Origin of the sequence: Nostoc sp. (genome assembly GCF_036917815.1) — a bacterium.
In the GTDB taxonomy this organism is placed as follows: Bacteria; Cyanobacteriota; Cyanobacteriia; order Cyanobacteriales; family Nostocaceae; genus Nostoc.
Window position 1 is genome coordinate 1 of record NZ_JBALEK010000074.1, and the last position, 18,534, is coordinate 18,534.

General features: G+C 42.3%; 19 protein-coding genes and 1 pseudogene. 10 read left to right on the forward strand and 10 right to left on the reverse strand.

Annotated elements, in window-relative coordinates:
- Positions 1 to 189 (reverse strand): hypothetical protein (locus tag V7K97_RS22795; RefSeq protein WP_334803267.1); only part of this gene is annotated, 189 nt, incomplete at its 3' end.
- Positions 190 to 297: 108 nt separating this feature from the next.
- Here V7K97_RS22795 and V7K97_RS22800 point away from each other — a divergent pair.
- Genes V7K97_RS22800 through V7K97_RS22810 form a run of 3 tightly spaced genes read left to right on the forward strand, consistent with a single transcriptional unit; the run spans position 298 to position 2,587 of the window.
- On the forward strand, positions 298 to 1,056 hold the full coding sequence (locus tag V7K97_RS22800; RefSeq protein WP_334803268.1) for an ATP-binding cassette domain-containing protein: 759 nt from the start codon (positions 298 to 300) through the stop codon (positions 1,054 to 1,056).
- Positions 1,053 to 1,685 (forward strand): ABC transporter permease, encoded by a 633-nt coding sequence (locus tag V7K97_RS22805; RefSeq protein WP_334803269.1) that lies wholly within the window; start codon positions 1,053 to 1,055, stop codon positions 1,683 to 1,685. Before V7K97_RS22800 ends, V7K97_RS22805 begins: the two co-directional genes overlap by 4 nt.
- Complete coding sequence (locus V7K97_RS22810) at positions 1,685 to 2,587, forward strand: glycine betaine ABC transporter substrate-binding protein (protein ID WP_334803270.1); 903 nt, start codon at positions 1,685 to 1,687, stop codon at positions 2,585 to 2,587. Before V7K97_RS22805 ends, V7K97_RS22810 begins: the two co-directional genes overlap by 1 nt.
- A 155-nt stretch (positions 2,588 to 2,742) precedes the next feature.
- On the opposite strand, the gene V7K97_RS22815 is transcribed toward V7K97_RS22810, so the two are convergent.
- Positions 2,743 to 3,372 carry a Uma2 family endonuclease gene (locus tag V7K97_RS22815; RefSeq protein WP_334803271.1) on the reverse strand — a complete coding sequence of 210 codons (630 nt, stop codon included), beginning with the start codon at positions 3,370 to 3,372 and terminating at the stop codon, positions 2,743 to 2,745.
- 68 nt (positions 3,373 to 3,440) lie between these two features.
- Positions 3,441 to 4,172: a phytochelatin synthase family protein gene (locus V7K97_RS22820; RefSeq protein WP_334803272.1), complete on the reverse strand. Its 732-nt coding sequence runs from the start codon at positions 4,170 to 4,172 to the stop codon at positions 3,441 to 3,443.
- A gap of 133 nt (positions 4,173 to 4,305) precedes the next feature.
- Between V7K97_RS22820 and ggt the strand changes: the two genes are divergently transcribed.
- The gene (gene ggt / locus V7K97_RS22825; protein WP_334803273.1) at positions 4,306 to 6,105 is read left to right on the forward strand and encodes a gamma-glutamyltransferase; all 1,800 of its coding nucleotides are present in this window, start codon (positions 4,306 to 4,308) and stop codon (positions 6,103 to 6,105) included.
- 149 nt (positions 6,106 to 6,254) lie between these two features.
- Here the strand turns inward: ggt and V7K97_RS22830 are convergent, their stop codons facing one another.
- The 3 genes from V7K97_RS22830 to V7K97_RS22840 form a co-directional block, all read right to left on the reverse strand.
- Positions 6,255 to 6,521: a hypothetical protein gene (locus V7K97_RS22830; protein ID WP_334803274.1), complete on the reverse strand. Its 267-nt coding sequence runs from the start codon at positions 6,519 to 6,521 to the stop codon at positions 6,255 to 6,257.
- 476 nt (positions 6,522 to 6,997) lie between these two features.
- Entirely contained in the window at positions 6,998 to 7,303 is a 306-nt protein-coding gene (locus tag V7K97_RS22835; RefSeq protein ID WP_334803275.1) for a hypothetical protein, read from the reverse strand.
- A 489-nt stretch (positions 7,304 to 7,792) separates the two neighbouring features.
- Positions 7,793 to 8,410: a DUF1802 family protein gene (locus V7K97_RS22840; protein ID WP_334803276.1), complete on the reverse strand. Its 618-nt coding sequence runs from the start codon at positions 8,408 to 8,410 to the stop codon at positions 7,793 to 7,795.
- A 79-nt stretch (positions 8,411 to 8,489) separates the two neighbouring features.
- Here V7K97_RS22840 and V7K97_RS22845 point away from each other — a divergent pair, with 79 nt between their 5' ends.
- Both V7K97_RS22845 and V7K97_RS22850 read left to right on the forward strand, forming a co-directional pair.
- The gene (locus V7K97_RS22845) at positions 8,490 to 9,449 is read left to right on the forward strand and encodes an aldo/keto reductase (protein WP_334803277.1); all 960 of its coding nucleotides are present in this window, start codon (positions 8,490 to 8,492) and stop codon (positions 9,447 to 9,449) included.
- A gap of 740 nt (positions 9,450 to 10,189) precedes the next feature.
- Positions 10,190 to 10,402, forward strand: a pseudogene (locus tag V7K97_RS22850) (hypothetical protein); the annotation flags it as partial.
- Positions 10,403 to 10,574: 172 nt separating this feature from the next.
- Here V7K97_RS22850 and V7K97_RS22855 read toward each other — a convergent pair.
- Complete coding sequence (locus V7K97_RS22855) at positions 10,575 to 11,513, reverse strand: alpha/beta fold hydrolase (RefSeq protein WP_334803278.1); 939 nt, start codon at positions 11,511 to 11,513, stop codon at positions 10,575 to 10,577.
- A 69-nt stretch (positions 11,514 to 11,582) separates the two neighbouring features.
- Between V7K97_RS22855 and V7K97_RS22860 the strand changes: the two genes are divergently transcribed.
- Entirely contained in the window at positions 11,583 to 12,521 is a 939-nt protein-coding gene (locus V7K97_RS22860; protein WP_334803279.1) for a shikimate dehydrogenase, read from the forward strand.
- Between the two features lie 552 nt (positions 12,522 to 13,073).
- On the opposite strand, the gene V7K97_RS22865 is transcribed toward V7K97_RS22860, so the two are convergent.
- Positions 13,074 to 14,456: an aminopeptidase P family protein gene (locus V7K97_RS22865; RefSeq protein ID WP_334803280.1), complete on the reverse strand. Its 1,383-nt coding sequence runs from the start codon at positions 14,454 to 14,456 to the stop codon at positions 13,074 to 13,076.
- Between the two features lie 47 nt (positions 14,457 to 14,503).
- Positions 14,504 to 14,731: a hypothetical protein gene (locus V7K97_RS22870; protein WP_334803281.1), complete on the reverse strand. Its 228-nt coding sequence runs from the start codon at positions 14,729 to 14,731 to the stop codon at positions 14,504 to 14,506.
- 619 nt (positions 14,732 to 15,350) lie between these two features.
- Between V7K97_RS22870 and V7K97_RS22875 the strand changes: the two genes are divergently transcribed.
- The 3 genes from V7K97_RS22875 (at position 15,351) to V7K97_RS22885 (ending at position 17,750) form a co-directional block, all read left to right on the forward strand.
- On the forward strand, positions 15,351 to 15,905 hold the full coding sequence (locus V7K97_RS22875) for a hypothetical protein (protein ID WP_334803282.1): 555 nt from the start codon (positions 15,351 to 15,353) through the stop codon (positions 15,903 to 15,905).
- Between the two features lie 171 nt (positions 15,906 to 16,076).
- Positions 16,077 to 16,886 carry a PhzF family phenazine biosynthesis protein gene (locus V7K97_RS22880; protein ID WP_334803283.1) on the forward strand — a complete coding sequence of 270 codons (810 nt, stop codon included), beginning with the start codon at positions 16,077 to 16,079 and terminating at the stop codon, positions 16,884 to 16,886.
- A gap of 417 nt (positions 16,887 to 17,303) precedes the next feature.
- Positions 17,304 to 17,750 (forward strand): DUF4332 domain-containing protein, encoded by a 447-nt coding sequence (locus V7K97_RS22885; protein ID WP_334803284.1) that lies wholly within the window; start codon positions 17,304 to 17,306, stop codon positions 17,748 to 17,750.
- 84 nt (positions 17,751 to 17,834) lie between these two features.
- Here V7K97_RS22885 and V7K97_RS22890 read toward each other — a convergent pair whose 3' ends face one another.
- On the reverse strand, positions 17,835 to 18,449 hold the full coding sequence (locus V7K97_RS22890) for a TetR/AcrR family transcriptional regulator (RefSeq protein ID WP_334803285.1): 615 nt from the start codon (positions 18,447 to 18,449) through the stop codon (positions 17,835 to 17,837).
- Between the last annotated feature and the right edge of the window lie 85 nt (positions 18,450 to 18,534).

Consider the following 18,534-nt stretch of genomic DNA (forward strand, 5'->3'; position numbering starts at 1 on the left):
TCTTTCTTTCTTTCTTTCTTTCTTTCTTTCTTTCTTTCTTTCTTTCTTTCTTTCTTTCTTTCTTTCTTTCTTTCTTTCTTTCTTTCTTTGTGTCCTTTGCGTCCAACTCTTACGAGACGCTGCGCGAATGCGGTTCGTTTTTTTTATATGGTTTAGTGCATCTTCATACAGAATTGGTATTAGCGCCAATTACAGCTTATGAAGTTTGGGCATCTGTTGTTGCAAGCAAATCGGGGGTTAGCACGCTAGCAAAATCAGCACATAATACATATAGCTAGCGTCCATCAAAAACCATTCATGCCGCAAAATAACCAAACCGCCGTTGAATTCCGCGATGTCACCTTTAGCCGCAACCATCGCCCATTGGTGTCAAATCTAAATTTCACCATCCGCCAAGGAGAAGCACTGGTATTACTTGGACGCAGTGGTAGCGGCAAAACTACAACAATGAAGTTAATTAATCGCCTATTTACACCTACACAAGGCGAAGTTTTATTTGATGGCATTCCCACAACTCAATGGGATGAAATTAAACTGCGGCGAAAAATTGGTTACGTTATTCAAGAAATTGGTTTATTTCCCCATTTTACAGTTGAACGCAATGTGGGTTTAGTCCCTTCTTTGGAAGGTTGGCAACCTAAACAAATAAAAACGCGGGTTTACGAGTTGTTACAATTGGTAGGCTTAGAACCAGCACAATTCGCCGGACGTTACCCCCATGAACTTTCGGGAGGACAAAGGCAAAGAGTCGGTGTAGCCAGGGCTTTAGCAGCAGATCCGCCAATGTTATTGATGGATGAACCCTTTGGCGCACTCGATCCGATTACGCGGCTAGAACTGCAACAAGAGTTTCGGCATTTGCAGCAAGAATTAGGCAAAACAGTTGTTTTTGTCACCCACGATATTCAAGAAGCCTTGGTTTTGGCATCGAGAATTGGTTTAATGTATGGCGGAGAATTGGTAGTATTGGGGACGATAGATGAATTTATGCGATCGCAACACCCAGAAAGCCTTGCCTTTCTCCAATGTCTGCGTTCTCTCCCAGACACTTTATGAAAAATTTCTTTCTCGTTAAGTATGCTCCAGAAATTCTTCAGCATACTCTAGAACATTTATTTTTGGTAGGCATTGCAATTGGAATTGCCATCCTTGTAGGCATTCCATTAGGTATTTTAATTACCCGTAAAACTTATCTCCGGCAACCAATTCTCGGCATAGCGAATATTCTGCAAACTATTCCTAGTTTAGCGCTGTTTGGCTTACTCATTCCTGTTCCAATAATTGGCGGAATTGGTGCAGTACCAGCAATTGTTGCCTTGACTGTATATTCCTTGCTGCCGATAATTCGTAACACTTACACAGGTATTATGGGCGTAGATCCAGCGATTCGAGAAGCTGGAAGAGGCATGGGAATGACAGATAGACAATTATTGTTACAAGTTGAGATTCCCTTAGCAATGGGAGTAATTCTGGCAGGAGTGCGAGTAGCAACAGTAATTGCTATTGGGATTGCAACTATTGCCGCAGCAATTGGTGCTGGTGGTTTAGGAGTGTTTATTTTTCGCGGTATCTCAGTAGTGAACGATCAGTTAATTTTAGCTGGTGCAGTTCCGGCGGCGGTAATTGCATTACTGGCTGACTTTGCAATTGGTTGGTTGGAGAATAAATTAAAAATTCAAAGTTAATGAAAAGATTTTTCGCACTTTGCTTTTTAAGTTTTGCCTTGTTGTTGGTAATTACTAGCTGTACGCCGAATCTAAATAGTAGTAGCGGTGGTAATATTATCGTTGCTTCCAAAGATTTTACCGAACAAGATATTTTAGGTGAACTCTTAGCCCAGCAAATTGAAGCGACAACTAATTTAAAAGTAGCTCGTCGCCCCCGTTTAGGTGGTTCTTTTGTCTGTCATAGTGCTATTACTGCTGGTAAAATTGATGTATATATTGAGTATACTGGTACAGCTTTTACTGCAATTTTAAAGCAAAAGGCAGTTAACGATCCTAAAGAAGTTTATGAAAGATTAAAACAAGCATACTCCCAGCAATTCAATTTGGAAGTAATGCCAAGCTTGGGTTTTGAAAATACTTTTGCGATGATTGTTCGGGGTGAAGATGCTAAACGCTACAATATTCAAACTCTATCTGAAGCTACTCAATATACACCACAATGGCGGGGTGGTTTTGGCTATGAATTTTTAGAACGAGAAGATGGTTTTCCAGGATTAGCTAAAACTTATGATTTACGTTTTGCTAAACCTCCCCAAATCATGGACTTAGGTTTAATATATCGTGCTTTGATTCAAAAACAGGTAGATATGGTGGCGGGTAATTCCACTGACGGACAGATTTCTCGCTTGGGTTTAGTTGTACTCAAGGATGATAAACACTATTTTCCGCCTTACGAAACTGTGCCAATTGTCCGACAAGAAATATTAAAAAAATATCCCGAATTAAAAACAGCGATCGCTTCACTCACAGGAAAGATTTCGGCAGATGAAATGCGACAGTTAAACTATTTAGTTGAGGGGGAATTACGTGATATTAAAGATGTTGTCCAGGAGTTTCGCAAATCGAAGGGATTAAAATAATTCGTAATTCGTAGTTAAGGGTTAGGGTAACACACCCTCTAGTATGTCAAGTTTAAATTGATGGGTAAGTAAGTTCGTAGTAAGGACTTTAGTCCTTGTTTTCTAAGCACTAAAGTGCTTACTACAAACTTTTAATTACTAGCTTAGACATTGTACTACTGTTGTTCACGCAAAAAGTTCTTTAACCACCTAATGACTTCACTTGTTGTTTGCTCATTGGCCATTTGGAGACATTGCTGCACAATTTCTCTGACGTTAGGAAAGTAGCTGCTTTCTGTAAGGGCATAACTTTCTCCCTGCAATCGATAAATTAATAGCCGATTACTCTTTAATATCCAGATTTCTGGCACTCGATAAGGCAAGAAATCATTAACGTCGGTATAACTTGTCACATCTATTTCAATTGCTAAATCTGGTGGTGGATCTGACTCCCAATCAATTCTTTTTTTCCCTACTACTGCTCTGCAATTTTCAATGTAAAAGCAATAGTCTGGTTCAATACCACTAATTTCTGGCAAGCTCATGGTGATGGACGTAAATGATTCGTATATGCGGTTTAAGTGGTCAAGTAGAACTATTACTATCAATGCCAACAAGCTTGCATCTCTTCCATGCTCTGGTAGCGGTGCCATCAGTAAAATTTCCCCTCTTCGATATTTAATCCGAGGCGAGGAGCGATCGCCTAGTTGCTGACTCAATACTTGATAGGCTTTCCAGTCTCCCAAAAGCTTCAACACCGCGCCAGGTGGTAACTCGATTCTTTGTGGTGTAATTACGGTATCCATATTAACTCACATTTTAGATGTTGTCGTAGACGCGTTGGCGTTCGCGTTCGCGTCTCTGAATTTTTATATTAAAGGCTTTTGCTTACAAATACAAAGCCACGGCTCTTATTTGATGAGGAATCATTGGTGAGCATTGCTTTCCATAAATCTGCTGTTTTTACCCAAACTGGTGGATATTTATAACGAGAAACATCAAGAATTAAAAATCTATCTGTTTGTTCGTTATATGCTGCTAAAGGGGAAATATGCCCACCTTTTTCTTGACCAATCTCTTTGCGTAAATAGTTTACTAAAACGAAATTTTGCGGTTGTTTTAAATTTTCTACCGCTTGTTTGCGGAACTGCTCTAAACTAGTGTCGGCAGCATGGTAAACATTTACTTTAACGCCATAGCTGGCTAGTAATTGCCCTAACTGGTCTAAGGTCATACCTTGATGAGATACAGCTTCAGCAGTTAGCACTTTTTTTGTATTATCATTGCTAAAAAAGTTTTCTTGAGTAAATACTCGATATGGTTTGTATTGGGGTGCTTCTGGTGCTGGAATTTGTAGAGCATTTAGTACCATAACCATACTAGCAACACCACAATATGCCTGATTATTTTGAGTGGTGAATTGCATACTCAGTGGGAAAAAGTCTTCTTTTGATTTACTCTCAAATAATAATTTTTCACCTTCCGGTGTACTAAATCCTACTAAGTTAGAGGGAAGTGGTAATGTTTGAGAGAGAACGGTTCCACTAGAGATACATAAGCCAATAGTTAAAGCTTTGAAAAATGTTTCACTTATTTTTCGTAACATAGCATTTATAAGTAGTGTAAAATCTTCAAATCATATCACATTAATAATCTCACACCAAGATGCTAAACAAGTATAAGATTTTAGGAGAAATGACATAAAAATGCTTACTGGTTTTAAACCCAAGGGAGTTGCGATGCCTACGGCCGGCGTAGCGATCGCCATATTTTATTTCACTGTCTTCCTTTACAGTCAAGTTGCGTCAGCCGCCTTGACTTTACCCCTACGCAGCAAAAAGGGGATGGTGGTTTCAGCCCATCCCCTAGCAAGCGAAGCGGGAATTTCGATGTTACGCAAAGGTGGTAATGCAGTTGATGCAGCTGTAGCCACAACCTTTGCAATTTCGGTAGTTGAGCCTTTTTCGGCGGGAATCGGTGGCGGCGGATTTTTACTAATGCACTCTGAGAAAACTGGCGAGATGAAAGCATTAGATTTCCGCGAACGCGCACCCTTGAAAGCCACAAGAAATATGTATCTTGACGCCAAAGGAAAGGTGCGCCCCAATGCAAGTATTAATGGTTATTTGGCAGTAGCTACACCAGGAACGGTAGCGGGACTTTATGAAGTGCATCGTCGCTATGGTAAACTTTCTTGGCAAGAGGTAATGAAACCTGCGATCGCACTCGCTAAAAATGGTTTTATTGTCAGTGATGCAGTAACTTGGCGTTCTCTGCAAGCAAACGAGTCCCGCAAACAAGAAGTTCTCAACAATCCAGCAGCGCGAGAAATTTTCACTCGCAACGGTGAATTTTATCAGCCAGGGGACAAGCTGGTGCAGCGAGATTTGGCACGTACCTTAACAGCAATTGCCGAAAATCCCCAAAATTTTTACACCGGCAGTATTGCTCGGGCGATCGCGGCTGATATGGCCAAAAATGGTGGTTTAATTACTCTAGAAGACCTCAAAGCCTATAAACCAATCTGGCGCACTCCCATTTGTGGAAACTTTCGCAAAGCTAAAATTTGCTCAATGCCACCTCCATCATCGGGAGGCGTTCACCTATTACAGATTCTAAATATTATTGGTGACACTGATTTAAAATCTTTAGGATGGCATCATCCCGACGCAATACATTTAATGGTAGAAGCAATGAAAATTGCTTATGCTGATCGCTCACAATATTTAGGCGATCCTGATTTTGTCAAAGTCCCTGTACAAGAACTGCTCAGTCCAGCTTACGCCAAAAAACGCCGTCAAGAAATTAATATGCAAGTGGCTAGACCCTCGACCGAGATCAAGCCAGTAGACAAAGAGACACTACAACGTTTTAGTCAAGCTAATAATCAAAGTTTGGGAGAAAATATTATCCCGTTCTCAGATCAATCTCTCAAACTGCACGCGACTCGCCATGAATCTACTGAAACCACTCATTTGACTGTTGTAGATGAAGAACACAACGCCGTCAGTCTAACTTTCACAATTAACCTGGTTTTTGGTGCTGGTGTGGTGACACCGGGAACTGGAATTATCCTCAACAATGAGATGGATGATTTTGCAGCTGCGCCAGGAGTGCCTAATGCTTTTGGTTTAGTTGGTAACGATGCCAACAGCATTGCAGCCCGCAAAACTCCCCTATCCAGCATGACTCCCACAATTGTCACAGAAAATGGTCATTTCCGTATGGCTGCGGGTGCGCCTGGTGGTAGCACCATCATCACCCAGGTTTTGCAAGTGATCCTGAATGTGCTGGAATACAACATGGATGTTGGTGCAGCTGTTTCTGTTCCACGCATACATCATCAATGGCTTCCCGATGAGTTGCGCGTGGAATCCTGGGGCTTGGATGCTCTGACTGTGCAAGACTTACGCCATCGGGGGCATAAAATTAAGGAAACTACCCCTTGGGGAAATGGTAATGCGATCGCTGTCACATCTGATGGAACTTTAGAAGGGGCTGCTGATCCTCGCGGTGAAGGTTCCCCCAGAGGTTTGTGAGGGTGTGAGGGAGTAGGGAAGATGAGGAAAATAACTAATTCCCAATACTTCTCTTCTTAGGCTGCGCCAACGGCAACTCTTGGAGACGCTACGCGTAGCAAGATCCCCGGAGGGGTACGCTCAGTACAAGTGCCCAATGCCCAATTCCCTTATTGATTTTGGATTGTTGACTCTGCGTAGCTGCTGCTGCCGCCGAACTCGTTTGCACGGGCGCTAGATACCAGTGTCCAGCCTGCTTTGATAAGTTTTTGATAAGTTGCCCAACCTTTAGAACCACCTTCTATTTTATAATCTGGCACTGCAATATGTCCAAAAGCTGTGTAGGGACGCCAAGGTTGATTGGGTTCTGTCTGCAAATACAAAATTTTCTCTCCGTCGCCACCAGACTTAGATAACCAGCACATTTGTCGATGCATTGCAAACTCCTTTGCTTTTTAGCTAATAACGCATAATAACAGACTTTTGTCAAGCAAATTCTCACCCTCGCGGAGTAATTTTTGCCTAATACTTTAGACAAAGTGTAATTAAGTTTTATCCCCTTCGGGATAATTACTTAATAAGTCATAGCCTGGAGGATAGCTGCTAGTAGGACACAAAGATAAACAGCTTTGTCTCACCTTCTTTATCAGGTAAGATTTTTCTAATGTTATCCGCGTTTTTTGCGGTTGGGTGTAACAAGAGCTACTTTTTTAAGTATAGGTTTGCAATTTGCAATCAGATCAAGTTAACCACGCAGGGCTAGCCTCTAAATTCTATTTCTAGGGGCTAGGCGTGGGCAAATTTTACGAATACCAGGACTAATTACTGAGTCGCCATCTATGAGAGCAACGATAGTTTCTGGAGGGGGCTTCAGGTGAACCAGTTCTCGAATCACACTAACGAAATTTGCTAATCAAAAACTATAAACTGAACTCATACTAATTTTTTGTGCAACTGGCTCCAATGAATGATTCAGGTTTTCCTTGGTATACGCTAGCAATTCTTCCGTCCATTCTGTAAACCAAGCAAACACCAAATTGACTTTTTCAATCGCCTCGGCACGTCTTTGGTCATCCATTTCAATTTTTGCCATGATGGTATGGTCGTTTGTCATCGCATGACCAGATTCTTTCCTAAAATGGAATTCTCCACAGTAGCGCAATTCGATACCCATTTCCTCTTCAATTTTTTCTGCCAGTTTTCCAATCAGTTCAAACAATACGTTGCCCGTTTCTTCAATAGCTTCGATAAATAATTAAGTTTGCGTGTAAATGCTTAAAGTAATTGTAAATTTAGCTTTGATACAGTAGTGAAATTGAGTATCTGCCTTCTGGTTGAACAAAAGGATCTGAGTTGACAATAAAAACAGGCGTTGCTAATTGCGTATATTGTTTTGTGGGATGGGTGTTCGCACTACGTGCCGCTACGTAAACACCCGTCCCATATTTAGGGCGGGCAGGATGCCATTGGTGTCAACTTAACATGGAAGCCAGTCTAGAACAAGCTTTTAGAGATGATCTCGTTCCCAGTCAGAGACTGGGAATGTCCGTCGTTGAGGCTGCCGCCTCAAGACTGGCGGCACCAGCCCAATGAGCAGCATTTCCAGCCTTTGGCTGGAAACGAGATTTTCAAATGGTTTTAGCTTAACTTGACACCTATGGCAGGATGCCCACCCCACAAGATGGATAATTTATTTCTTGGAAGTCTCTTAAGAGTTATGAATTATTCGGTCAATCTTTCTCTCTATTTTGTCGCCAACAATGCCGCGAATTGTCTCTACTAGTTCGGTATATGCAAAGTTAGATAAAACTGGTTTTGCTGCTTGCAAGTGAATTGATTGATCTAAATCAATCCATGACTTACAGCCGGCGTATTTGGCGTAATAGGGAATTTCTTGCTCTTGGGGTAGTTTGTAAGTCCGCAGGAGGAGAATATAAAGGGGTTGACGTGGTTTCCATTTGAGGCGATCGGTAATAAAATGCTCGTTCCAAATATGAAAGGGAAGTAAGGTATTGACAATAGACTCGTCACTACAGGGCAAAATATCCGTAATTTCCGCCCAACTGCCGATGCGAACTGTCTCAGGATGCCAACCTGATGTTACTGGATAAACATGATTTGCATACTCTGCTTTCAGCATGAAAGCTTGTTGATGTTCATAAGTAGGGTAAAGCAAAATTTGGTTGTGGGCGACTTGGAAATGTCCATTTCGTTCATGGATACCGCCTTTGCGGAGCAACATAATTGTCTTGCCATTTTCCAAGGCATTTACGGCAACTGCCCATTCTTTGAGGGCATGAAAAGTTGTAGTCAATTCCATCAGCATCTACTGTAACTCTGATTTAATTTCACGCTAAAACTGATAAAGTATGAACCTGTCCAAGGGAATGAATTAGGGAGGAGTTATGGAAAAGCGATCGCTAGGTACAACTGAAGTCAAAATCACACCCCTCTTGATGGGAACTTGGCAAGCTGGTAAAAAAATGTGGGTGGGAATTGAGGACGCTGACTCGATTAAAACTATCCGAGCCGCTTATGAAGCTGGGATCACCACAATTGATACTGCTGAAGTTTATGGTGAAGGACACTCTGAGCGAATTGTCGCTGAAGCTTTATCTGATGTGCGAACTCGCGTAGAATATGCCACGAAAGTTTTTGCTAACCATCTAAATTATGAACAAGTGATTGAAGCTTGCGATCGCTCCTTAACCAACCTGAAAACTGATTACATCGACCTTTACCAAATACATTGGCCCTCCGGCGCTTTCAATAGCGAAATAGTACCTATCGAAGAAACTATGAGCGCTCTTAACTCGCTCAAAGAGCAAGGTAAAATTCGAGCAATTGGTGTTTCCAATTTTTCCCACGCCCAGTTAGCAGAAGCAGCAAGTTATGGACGTATTGATAGTTTACAACCACCCTATTCTTTATTCTGGAGGCAGGTAGAACAAGATGCATTGCCCTATTGTATCGAAAACAATATTTCTATCCTTGCTTATTCGTCTTTAGCGCAGGGTTTGTTAACAGGAAAATTTGCTCCTGGTCATAAATTTGACCCGACAGATAACCGTGCTAAAAATAAACTGTTTCAAGGCAAAAACTTTGAACATGCTCAACAAGCGCTAGAAAAACTGCGTCCTATAGCCCTTCTTCATAATTGTACCCTTGCTCAGTTAGCTTTGGCCTGGTTAATTGCCCAACCTCAAACAAATGCCATTGTTGGGGCCCGTTATCCCGAACAAGCACTAGACAACGCCTTAGCCGCCCAAATTCAGCTTTCCGCCACTGAATTGGCAGAAATCGATTCCATTGGACGTATTGTTACTGACCATCTTGATAACAGTCAGATTATGTGGAATTGGTGACAATGCAGTTGAGTTAACCATACCGATCTATCCAATATCCCTTCAACTTTCTTAAAAAGAGAGCTAGGGATCAAATTTATAGCTCTAGATTGCAAAATTTAACAAAACGTCAACTTTGGTAAAGCAAGGGTTGCAACTAACAAACTAAGTGATAACTTAAGTATTAGGACACAAAACAAAACAAAAGCAAACAAATAGGGTCAATGGCTTAGTGTCTCCTTGTCATCAGCCCAAGCAAGTTTCAGCATATCAAATAAGTGGCAAAAAGCCTAATGTAGAAGGCAAAGCCGAATTCTAAAGCGGAAAAACGCGAGAATGCTGAATTTGTTATTTTTTCAGTCCACCTTAGTTATTAACCTTCAGTTAGTTAATTAGTTTAACAATTTGAAACCTGTGAACTCGATAAAACCTGGTCAACCTCGACCAGGTTTTTGGTATTTTACTGTGATATAATTTTATGAGTACGGCAGGTAGTGCCGGAATTCACGCTTGAGGAGCTAGTTGTGAGACTAGGATAACATTAACAAAAAACAGTTAATGTGCCCAAGAAACCCAAAACCTTTTGGTTAGGGTACTTCACTTATTTTGCTAAACAAAACAAAACAAGCCCACTTATGTGGGCTTGTTTTGTACAATATAAACTCAAATTAAGACTATAGCTAATTCTCCAGCAGAGAATAAAATAGGACAGCAACATATCTCCTAGGAGAATTTTATGAGAAATTATAGCTTTTTAACCTTTATTAAATAAAAAAGCCATTATCACCTCCTTCGATTTATTGGAGGTCAAAGCAGCAAACAAACCAACCACAAGAGTTTGGTTATATAGAATCATCGACCAAGACACAAATACAGATAAAAAACTCAACGGCGAAGATGCTACTATTGGCTATCTTTCTGATTTATCAGGTAAGAATCTCCAGCAAATTACGCCAAATAATACTCGAATAATAGGAACACAAATCAAAGTAGAAAAGTTTTTAGAAGGCTCACAGATTGTTATAACAGGAATTTCAGCTTAATGGTATTTTCCTTTTTATCTAACTATGTTTTTTATAGAAAAAACTGCGAATAGAGACGCGATTTATTGCGTCTCTCAACAACATTCTTTAGTGAAACTTAATATCACCGGGAAATAGACAAAACCCAATCGCGCAAAAGTTGGTTTACTTTATCCGGTATTTCATCATGGGGGCAATGACCTGCTGTTAAGAAATTTTCTGTCAATTGAGGACAATATTGACGAAACTTTGGAGAACGTTCTCTAGTATTCATCCAAGGGTCAGCTTCTCCCCATAATATCAATAAAGAACAAGTTAATTGCTTTAGTAGCACATCAACTTTTTCCCCTTGAGGAGTGCTAAAAACTGAAATAAATACATCCAACGCACCCACATCAAAAGCAGGACGAGAAATTTCTTCTACCAATTGGTCTGTAACTGCACTTTTATCAAGATATACTTTTTCTAAAGTTCGGCGAATTACCCAACGTTGTCGCACGTATTGAAATAAGAGAAACTGAGCTAAAGGTTGTTGAAAAATCCACTTAACCGAGTTACCCAGAATTTTCTGTAAAGAAGAAGGTTTTTTGGGTGGCTGAATTTGGCTTTGCAAAGCTTCAGGTTCAGGTGTCGGCTGGCTTTCGCTAAATGGGCCAGCGCTATTGAGCAACACTAAACCAGCTACGCTATCGGGACGTTGTGCCGCAACACACAAGCAAGCATAGCCACCAAGGGAGTTACCTGCTAATACTGCTTTTTGACCAATCACTTCGCTGATAAAATCATGGAGTTGATCGCGCCACAAGTCGCCACTGTACTGCAATTTTGGTTTTGCCGATCGCCCAAATCCCAAAAGGTCGATCGCAAATACTTCAAAATCTTGAGACAATCCTGTGATATTCTTGCGCCAGTGGTCTGTAGAAGCACCAAATCCATGTACCAAAAGCAAGGGTGGATGTTGCAGTTGTTTCTCTCCCGCGCGCACGTAGTAAACGTTGTGCCCGCGCCACTGCCAATATTTACCAGGAATTGGGGTTGTAGAGGGGGCTGTAGTTGCCTGCATGATTTAAAGAAATATTAAGTAGCTTCTAATAATTGTAGACTAGGTGGGGAGTGGGGAGATGAGGGACAAATGACAAAAGAAAGATTGATTACAGGCAAAACTAAACTACTAGGTGTCATTGGACATCCGGTGGAGCATTCGCTGTCGCCAGTGATGCATAATGCTGCGTTAGCGCAGCTCGTCGTAGCGTCCCGAAGGGAAGCCTCTCGTAGAGAAGACATCGCACAATTAGGATTAGATTACATTTATCTGCCTTTTCCCATCGAACCACAGAATTTAGAGGTAGCGATCGCAGGTTTTGCCGCTATTGGTGTTGTCGGCTTTAGTGTGACAATACCTCACAAACAGGCAATCATCCCCCTACTTTCAGAAATTACACCCTTGGCTCAAACTATCGGAGCCGTAAATACTGTTAGCCGCCAAGATAACCGATGGGTAGGCACAAATACAGATATAGAAGGATTTATCGCGCCTTTGCAGACGACATATAAACAAGATTGGAGTCAGAAGATAGCAGTGATTTTAGGCAATGGTGGCGCAGCCAGAGCAGTTGTTGCAGGTTGTCATCAACTAGGTTTTGCCAAAATTTATGTGTTGGGGCGCAATGTGCAGAAATTACAAGCATTTTGCGATAGTTGGAGTAATTCACCTATAGAAGAGAATTTGCAAGTCGGTACATGGGATGAACTAGCAAAATTGATTCCTCAAGCAAATCTGCTGGTAAATACAACTCCTATAGGTATGTATCCCAAGGTTGATCAGTCGCCTTTGAGTGTAGAGGAAATGGCAAATTTACCAACGGGTGCGATCGCCTACGATTTAATATATATTCCTAAACCAACGCAATTTCTCCAGCAAGCTGAAAAACAAGGGGCGATCGCCATCGATGGATTAGAAATGCTAGTTCAACAAGGAGTAGCAGCATTAAAAATCTGGTTGCAGTCGGAAACTTTGCCTGTAGAAGTAATGCGCCAAGCCTTACAAAATCACCTGGGTTTACGGGAATAAGAGTTCTGCAAAGCTAATGTCTGAATAATTTAGTTTTGATATTCACAGTCATTGCACCCCACCCCTTAATCCCCTCCCCGCAAGCGAGGAGGGGACAAGCCTATTAGTCTTAGGACTTACGCAAAACTACACGAGGTAGGGGCAATTCATGAATTGCCCTTACCTAAAAATCATTCTTTTCGGCTATTGTTTGCGTAAGTTCTGAATCTAATCCCCTCTTCGCTTGCGGGGCTACGGTGTACACACAAGTCCTAAAAACCTTGCTTGATAAGGCTTGACTCGTTCCCAGTCTCCGACTGGGAATGCATTCATTGAGTCTCTGACTCAATGTATAACTGGAGGCAGAGCCTCTAATCAGCCATTCCCATGCAGAGCATGGGAACGAGAAAATTGCCCTTACCAAAAAATCACTCTTTTCGGCTATTGTTTGCGTAAGTCCTGAATCTAATCCCCTCTTCGCTTGCGGGGAGGGGAGACAAAGCATAGCTTTGTCGGGGTGGGGTTCTTCGAGTTTAATAAGTAATCAAGCAAACATGATACAAAAGTATGAACTCAGCCATTGACTAGATTCTCTACAGTATTGGCATCATTCGGTAATGCGGCTGTTAAAACTTCGCTGCCTTCTGCGGTAACTAAAACATCATCTTCAATGCGGATTCCGCGGACATCAGCAAATTCAGCTAAACGCTGCCAATTAAGTACACTCTGATATTTTGAACGCACATTAGCATCATTTAAAATTGCTGGTACTTGATAAAAACCAGGCTCAATTGTGACTAGCATTCCTGGACGCAGGGGACGATTTAAACGGAGGTAGCTTAAGCCAAAGCGATCGCTCCTTTGGCGTCCTTCTTCATACCCAGCTAAATCGCCCAAATCTTCCATATCATGGACATCTAAACCCAGTAGATGACCGATACCATGAGGGAAAAACAGCGCGTGGGCATCCATCTCTACTAAATTTTGGGGATTTCCTTGTAAAATGCCTAACTCTACTAAACCTTCAGCGATCGCCGTAGCAGCTAGTAGATGAATATCCCCATACTCTACACCAGGCTGTATTTTGGCAATGCAAGCATCATGGGCTGCCAGCACCACATTATAAATATCTCTCTGGGTCGATGAAAATTTACCCGAAACTGGCCATGTACGGGTGACATCACCTGCCCAACCCGTCTCGGTTTCAGCGCCAACATCGGCAAGCAGTAAATCACCTGGTTGTAGGGGGTGGTGATACTGCTCGTTATGCAAAACTTCACCGTGAACGGTGACAATACTGTTGTAAGAGGTGGTCATATTGTGGGCAATAATTACCCCTTCCATCGCTGCCCGAACTTCTGCTTCTAATTTGGCTTGAGGTGTTGCAGCCATCCCCGCTTTGTGTGCCTCGACGGTGACAGCCGCAGCTTTTCGTAATTCGGTTAATGCAGCTTCATCGTGGGTGAGGCGTAAAGAAGCGATCGCTTTCGCCAACTCTAAGTCTATTCCTTCGGGAGGACTTTGTGGCAAAACCCATCTATTTAATAGTTGCGATTGCTGCGTCCAAGTAGCTGCATCTTGTACAGCAAGTGTGGCAGCATCTTCTACCCAAGACTCTAATTCTGCCATTGGTCGAGCCACATCCGCCCCAATATGCAGGGCTATTTCCTCACGTGTTGGCATTTCTCCATGCCAAAGGGCGCTGCTGGGTGAGGGATCGTCCATGAATAATTCTAGTTTGCCCGCTTCTAGACGAATTGCCGCTTTTGATAATGGCAGTCCGGCGAAGTAGAGAAAATGACTACTGGCGCGAAACGGAAAGGCATTTGCGGGAAAGTTGCGTGGACTGTTGCTACCTGACCACAAAATTGCGGGAAAGTCAATGAGGTTGGCTAGTTGTTGCCGTCGGTGGCGTAAAGTATCGATGAGGGAAGTAAAAGTTTGTTGGATAAGCATAAATGTCAACTCAAAGAAAAGGATAAAGGTGATGGGTTTGCCTTTATTTAGTCGTTATCGTCATCTTTTTTATCATCCTTGCGATCGCCATCTTTTTTGTCATCCTTGCCTTTCTGCTTTACCTGGTTAGGCTCTTGGGTAGTTTGTACGACTGGTTTTGGTTGCTGGGTTGGTGCAACTGGCTGTGGTACTTCAACAACACAACTAGCTAATCCCCCAGAAATTAGCGCTAAGTTGATAGCAGCAAAGATGCTTCTGAAGATTTTTATCCTCATGTTTTCGTTTTGCTTTAACATTGACTCTAGTTTTTGGAGATTGTATTCCTAATCTCTAAGGTACTGTATGTGGCGCTTCTCATTAAGCAAGTTTGTAGTCATGACTTTAGTCCAATGGCACTAAAAAAAGCTCTAAGCTATACGAGTTAAGCATGTGAACGGCTTTGGTTTGCTGGGTAAAGAGCGCAGTGATCTACTGAGATTGCGAAAATTTTCATGTCTTAAAAAAACGACAATAAGGTTGAGCATTAAGAGGGAACAGGGAACAGGGAACAGGGAACAGGGAACAGGGAACAGGGAACAGGGAACAGGGAACAGGGAACAGGGAACAGGGAACAGGGAATCCCCATAATTAAAATTAGGGGATTTGAATAATGACGCATTGAAACATCGTGGCTTACGCCATCTTGTAACAAAAAATTTTTATCTCTTTTCATAAATAAATTTACTTGCTCTAAACCCTATATTCGGGGCTAATTCTTTTTTCTGTTCCCTGTTCCCTGTTCCCTGTTCCCGCCCCGAAGGGGCTTGGTAAAAAAATGCTTGCATATTCGTAGTAGTATCAATAGGAATATTGGGCGCAGTTTTTATACAGCGTAAAAAAATTGGAGTAATCTGAATGTCTACATTTAGCGTCACTAATACTAACAACAGTGGTGCAGGTTCACTACGGCAGCAAATTCTAAATGCCGATCTCGCTGGCGGAACAAATATCATCAATTTTGGTGGACTGTTTACTGATGGGCTGGCTCATGCCATCAGTCTGACTGGTAGTAGTCTGAGTATCACAGATAGCTTGACCATTGAAGGAATAAATCCGAGCTTACTAACTATTAAAGATGATAGTGCTGACCGTGTTTTTGATATTGGCAGTGGTGTAACAGCTGCAATCAACGGGTTGACTATTACCAATAGCTACAATAGTGCAGGAGGCGGTGGTGCCATCTCCAATGAAGGCGTTCTCACTTTGAGCAATAGCATCATCACTGGCAATACAGCAGAGAATATAATACAGTCTGACGAATACTCTTTCTTCGGCGAGGGCGGTGGCATTTTCAACACTGGTAGCCTCACAATTACAGCACCATCACTGGTAACACTGCGAATGGGAGTAATGGCTTTGACACACTCCAAAAGGATTCAGGTAAAGCTCTCAAATCTGATGATGTGGTAGGTAAATTCATCACCAAACACCATCATAACCGAATTGGCGGCCTCAGAGGTAGTACAGGCTTTTATAACTGACTGCTAATAATTGTATAATTTTTTCTAATAATTGTTAGAGTCGAGCCTGTGGTTACTACGATGCTGGCTGCTAATTTTTTCTCTTGCTCTTAGGGGGTAAATGAGCAATCTTACAGAAGGACAAATCATTACTCAAGTTGATGCTTTCACCAATACACCTTTTGCCGGCAATCCTGCTGCTGTCTGTGTTTTGCCTACTTCCCAAGATGAGCGCTGGATGCAAAACGTAGCGCAGGAGATGAATTTATCTGAGACGGCTTTTTTAGTTAGACAGGATGATGGCTTCAACTTGCGTTGGTTTACACCCACGGTAGAAGTACCACTTTGTGGTCATGCAACGTTAGCTAGTGCCCATGTACTTTGGTCAGAGGGACATTTATCACCTGATGAAGTTGCGCGTTTTTATACCAAAAGTGGAGTGCTAATTGCTAAGTTGCAAGGTGAGTGGATTGAGTTAGATTTTCCTGTGAATCACTCACGAGTAATCATTGCACCTCCAGAACTCAAGGTTGCTTTGGGTGTACCATACAGATTTGTCTTGCAGAATTCACTAAGTTATTTAGTGGAATTAGAATCGGAAGATTTGGTGCGGCAAATGCAGCCTAATTTTCAACTACTAAAAACTTTACCAGTTGGTAAAGTTATAGTTACTAGCTTGACTAATGCTGATTCAGATTATGATTTTGTCTCTCGGTTCTTTGCGCCAGAGGTAGGTATTAATGAAGATCCGGTGACTGGTTCAGCCCATTGTTGCCTTGCTGCGTTCTGGCGCGATCGCTTGCACAAAAATGATCTGTTGGCTTATCAGGCATCGAGTCGCGGTGGCGTGGTGAAAGTGTATTATGACGGAGGCGATCGCGTCTTTCTTGCTGGACAAGCAGTAACTGTGATGCGAGGTAAATTACAGTAAGCTACGGTGTATACACAAGTCTGTTTTCCCCTTGTATCCCAGAATTACCCCCCTTAATCCCCCCGATATATTGGGGGGAAACAAGAAATCTAGTTCCCTGCCCTTTATAAGGCTACGGTGTACACACAAGTCTGCTCACCTGATTCGATATCGTCGAAGATCCCCCCTAACCCCCCTTAAAAAAGGGGGGAACTAGAATCAAAGTCCCCCTTCTTAAGGGCGATTTAGGGGGATCTCCAACGATTTTGGTTTTGTACTTGCAAGTCGATGCAATCGCATTACAACCCGATGCATTGGCATTGCAAGAGGTTGGGTTAAGATAGCAAGGTGATACAAATACTAAGCACGCAAAAGCGTACTTTTGCCAAGAGACGACTGTCACAATATTTAAAGAAGCCTTATATTTTAATTTCAAAAATGTCTGCTAAACACAAAGATAGTAGAAGTCCTGTCCAATATAGTGACTGGCCAATTGAACAATTACCTGGACTTAGCCAAGAAGAACAATCCCAACTGCAAAATTGTGGAATTACTAGCACAGTAGCGCTAGTCAAACAAGGGAAGACTTTAGAAACAAGACTAGCCTTAGCCAATAAACTACAGATTCATCTTCAGTATATAAATAAATGGATGGCTTTAGCTGACTTAGCGCGTATTCCCAGTGTTGGGACACAATATTGTGGTTTATTGCTCCATGCGGGTATTGGTTCTGTGGCACAGTTGGCTCAAACTCCGACTCACAGATTGCATCAACAAATTATGCGCTTGCAAGTAGCAACAATGCAGCGACGAGATTTGTGTCCAGCAATTGAGCTAGTACAACAGTGGAGTCAGCAAGCAAAAATATTGGGGACTAGGGACTAGGGAGTGGGGAGTGGGGGGATGAGGGGGATGAGGGAGAAAGAATAACTAATACGTAACGCCCATTTATTCCCTACTCCCTACTCCCTACTCTTTAACTAAAACACCATTAAGGAAGATATCAGCAAGTCCTTCGGCCATTTCTTGCATTTGTTGGGGGGAAGCATCAGGTTCGATGAGGGTGTTATTAGAAAAGCCTGCGATCGCAAACATTCCTAAAAAAACTTTGGCTACTAGCTTGGCATCCCCTTGGCGATAAATGCCTTTATCCATCGCTGTTTGAAAGAACGCTTCGCCCACATCGGTCATTTTGGTAATGACTTCTAATTGAATGCGATCGCGCAAATCGGGGTGAAACTGCACCTCCATAAAACAAACACGCATCAAATCGGCATTTTTTTGGAAGTTCCACATCCGCCGGCGCATCACCTGAGCTACGGCTTTATAGCTGCCCATTTCACTTAATTCTGTCAGCAAATCTGTCAGAATCTCTACCCACCCACTTGTGGCTACTTCCACCAAAATTGCTTTCTTATTGGGAAAATGACGAAATAGAGTACCTTCAGCTACAGCTGCCGCCTCTGCCAACTCGCGGGTGGTAGTGCCGTCAAATCCCTTGGAGGCAAACAACCGTTGTGCAGCCTCTAAAATCCGGGTGCGCGTCTGAGCTTCGGAAGGTGGGGAAGAATTAAAAATTCGCATAACAGTTATGGTTAGATATCCGTAACAGGATTTGTAGCATTATTGTCTAATGTCAAGTAAAAAGAGCCACTGAAATCTCGATACC

Excerpts from the sequence above, each read along its gene's own strand:
- V7K97_RS22800 (WP_334803268.1), top strand. The coding sequence starts at position 298 with ATGCCGCAAAATAACCAAACCGCCGTTGAATTCCGCGATGTCACCTTT.
- V7K97_RS22805 (WP_334803269.1), top strand. The coding sequence starts at position 1,053 with ATGAAAAATTTCTTTCTCGTTAAGTATGCTCCAGAAATTCTTCAGCAT.
- V7K97_RS22810 (WP_334803270.1), top strand. The coding sequence starts at position 1,685 with ATGAAAAGATTTTTCGCACTTTGCTTTTTAAGTTTTGCCTTGTTGTTG.
- V7K97_RS22815 (WP_334803271.1), bottom strand. The coding sequence starts at position 3,372 with ATGGATACCGTAATTACACCACAAAGAATCGAGTTACCACCTGGCGCG.
- V7K97_RS22820 (WP_334803272.1), bottom strand. The coding sequence starts at position 4,172 with ATGTTACGAAAAATAAGTGAAACATTTTTCAAAGCTTTAACTATTGGC.
- ggt (WP_334803273.1), top strand. The coding sequence starts at position 4,306 with ATGCCTACGGCCGGCGTAGCGATCGCCATATTTTATTTCACTGTCTTC.
- V7K97_RS22830 (WP_334803274.1), bottom strand. The coding sequence starts at position 6,521 with ATGCATCGACAAATGTGCTGGTTATCTAAGTCTGGTGGCGACGGAGAG.
- V7K97_RS22840 (WP_334803276.1), bottom strand. The coding sequence starts at position 8,410 with ATGCTGATGGAATTGACTACAACTTTTCATGCCCTCAAAGAATGGGCA.
- V7K97_RS22845 (WP_334803277.1), top strand. The coding sequence starts at position 8,490 with ATGGAAAAGCGATCGCTAGGTACAACTGAAGTCAAAATCACACCCCTC.
- V7K97_RS22855 (WP_334803278.1), bottom strand. The coding sequence starts at position 11,513 with ATGCAGGCAACTACAGCCCCCTCTACAACCCCAATTCCTGGTAAATAT.
- V7K97_RS22860 (WP_334803279.1), top strand. The coding sequence starts at position 11,583 with ATGACAAAAGAAAGATTGATTACAGGCAAAACTAAACTACTAGGTGTC.
- V7K97_RS22865 (WP_334803280.1), bottom strand. The coding sequence starts at position 14,456 with ATGCTTATCCAACAAACTTTTACTTCCCTCATCGATACTTTACGCCAC.
- V7K97_RS22870 (WP_334803281.1), bottom strand. The coding sequence starts at position 14,731 with ATGAGGATAAAAATCTTCAGAAGCATCTTTGCTGCTATCAACTTAGCG.
- V7K97_RS22875 (WP_334803282.1), top strand. The coding sequence starts at position 15,351 with ATGTCTACATTTAGCGTCACTAATACTAACAACAGTGGTGCAGGTTCA.
- V7K97_RS22880 (WP_334803283.1), top strand. The coding sequence starts at position 16,077 with ATGAGCAATCTTACAGAAGGACAAATCATTACTCAAGTTGATGCTTTC.
- V7K97_RS22885 (WP_334803284.1), top strand. The coding sequence starts at position 17,304 with ATGTCTGCTAAACACAAAGATAGTAGAAGTCCTGTCCAATATAGTGAC.
- V7K97_RS22890 (WP_334803285.1), bottom strand. The coding sequence starts at position 18,449 with ATGCGAATTTTTAATTCTTCCCCACCTTCCGAAGCTCAGACGCGCACC.